The sequence below is a fragment of the Crocosphaera sp. XPORK-15E genome (genome assembly GCF_034931425.1).
Taxonomy (GTDB): Bacteria; Cyanobacteriota; Cyanobacteriia; order Cyanobacteriales; family Microcystaceae; genus UHCC-0190.
In genome coordinates, this window is record NZ_JAYGHQ010000063.1 from 1 (window position 1) to 2,215 (window position 2,215).

Consider the following 2,215-nt stretch of genomic DNA (forward strand, 5'->3'; position numbering starts at 1 on the left):
AATTATTAAGAAAACCTTGATTTTCTTTAAACCTTATAAACTTCCCTATATGCTCAAATTATCAATCATTTTAGCAAAAGATTAAAGATGTCTGAAGGAAACCCATCGCCAAATGAGCATATTAAAAATTACTTAGATTATTATTTAGCTTTACCTCACTCTCCTAAATTTGCGATCTTACTTAAAGGAGCATGGGGAGTCGGTAAAACATGGTTTATAAATCAATATATTCACGAACTAAAAAGCGAAGATAAAAAGCATTTATATGTCAGTTTGTACGGAGTTTCTAACTATTTACAAATACAAAATTCTCTATTTGAGCAATTGCATCCTATACTTTCTTCAAAAGGAATGGCAATAGCAGGGACTGTCTTTAAAGGCTTACTAAAAGCTTCACTCAAGATTGATTTTGATAAGGATGGAAAAGATGATGGAAGCTTAAATTTTTCGATTCCAGATATTGATTTTACAAAATTTAGCGATGATAAGTATAGTCTTTTAATATTTGATGATTTAGAGAGATGTAGCATAAGTATTGAAGATGTTTTAGGATATATAAATCAATTTGTTGAATCTGGAGATATCAAAGTAATCATAATTGCAAATGAGGATGAAATAGAACCGAAAGACAGTCAAAATGGTCAAAATAGTAAATATAGGAGAATCAAAGAAAAGTTAATTGGGAAGACTTTTGAAATTCATCTTGATATGCAAGGAGCATTCAAGGATTTTCTAAATAAACTAAAAAACGAAAAAGCCAAGGAAATCTTATCAAACAATTTTTATTTTATTCAAGAATTATATCAAAAAGGAGAGTGTAAAAATCTAAGAATCCTCAATCAAGTTTTGTTAGAATTTGAGAGGATTTTTAATAAATTACCAGAAAAAGCACAAAATCAACCAGAATTAATAACAGACGTTTTAGAATACTTGATTATTTTTTTTATTGAAACTTCTTCAGGAAAAATTAAAATAAAAGATATCAGTCAACTCAAAAATCAAGTATTTAACGAAAACTTAGAATTAGGAAAAGGCAAAACATCAAAAAATATACAAGACAAGAATACAGAGGAAGAAAACTTATTGAAAATACTTTGTAAATATAATGCTGTCTCTAATATCTTTAATTCAGATTTTTTACTAAATCAACTTTTTCCTAGTTTATCTTGGTGGGGAATTTTATTTGATAAAGGTATTGTTGATGAAAAGATGTTCAATGACGAGCTACCAAATTCTAAGTATTTTCAAGATGAGAATACACCAAATTGGGTAAAACTCTGGTACTTTAATAGGCATGCAGATGAAGAATTTGAGAGACTACTGAATAAACTTGAGTTAGAATATAAAGATCGAAAATTTAAAGATATTGGAATAATTAAACATATTACTGCATTATTTTTATATTTTTCTAAGCTTGGATTATACAATAAAAATCAACAAGACATTATTGAGAATGCAAAAAAATATATTGATGAATTAAAAGACTCTGGTGAGCTAGATATAAAATATAGAGATGATGGAGTTGGTAACTCTTATAGGAATCTTGGTTTTATGGACAAAGATACTCCAGAATTTCAAGAAGTTAGTAATTATATAGAAGACTCTCAAAAAAAGTTAAAGAAATCAGTTGCTACTGATAAGGCAAAAGAGTTACTTGAAATCATGAAAGATGATGTTGTTAAATTCGGCTCTATAATATCTATAAAGAGTTTACCTAGCTCTAATGAGTTAGAAGAATATCATTATTTTCCTATTTTTTCCTATCTGTTACCCGATGACTTTATAGAAGCAATTTTGTGTTTATCGCAAGAAGATCGTCGTAGAATTTTTTATTACATAAAAGAAAGATTTGCTTTTCTACAATTCCCTGAATTTTCTGAATTAGTCAAAGAGCTATATTTTTTTGAGAAAGTTCAGGAGTTATTAAGAGAAGAATCTGAGCAAAAAAAAGGAAAACTAAGCGGATATAATTTAAGTGTGTTAAATGACAAGTATTTAAACGAAACTATTGATAAGATTAAGTCCAGCACTTCCTGAACCAGTTCTGACTTTACCTTAATACTTTAATCGCTTAATACTCTAAACCTCTAATACCTTTATAGGTTTAATAGTTCCCGTAACTCCTTCTCATTCTTAACTTGACTCCAATCAACATCACTAGACTGTAATAAAGAAATAGCCACCCCAATCAAATGCTGAGGATAAACCCGTTCAG

At 28.5% G+C, this 2,215-nt stretch carries 1 protein-coding gene; it reads left to right on the plus strand.

All coding sequences use genetic code 11. The features are described 5' to 3' along the window. Positions 1-87: 87 nt before the first annotated feature. Entirely contained in the window at positions 88-2,037 is a 1,950-nt protein-coding gene (locus VB691_RS24360) for a P-loop NTPase fold protein (RefSeq protein ID WP_323294117.1), read from the plus strand. Positions 2,038-2,215: the final 178 nt, after the last annotated feature.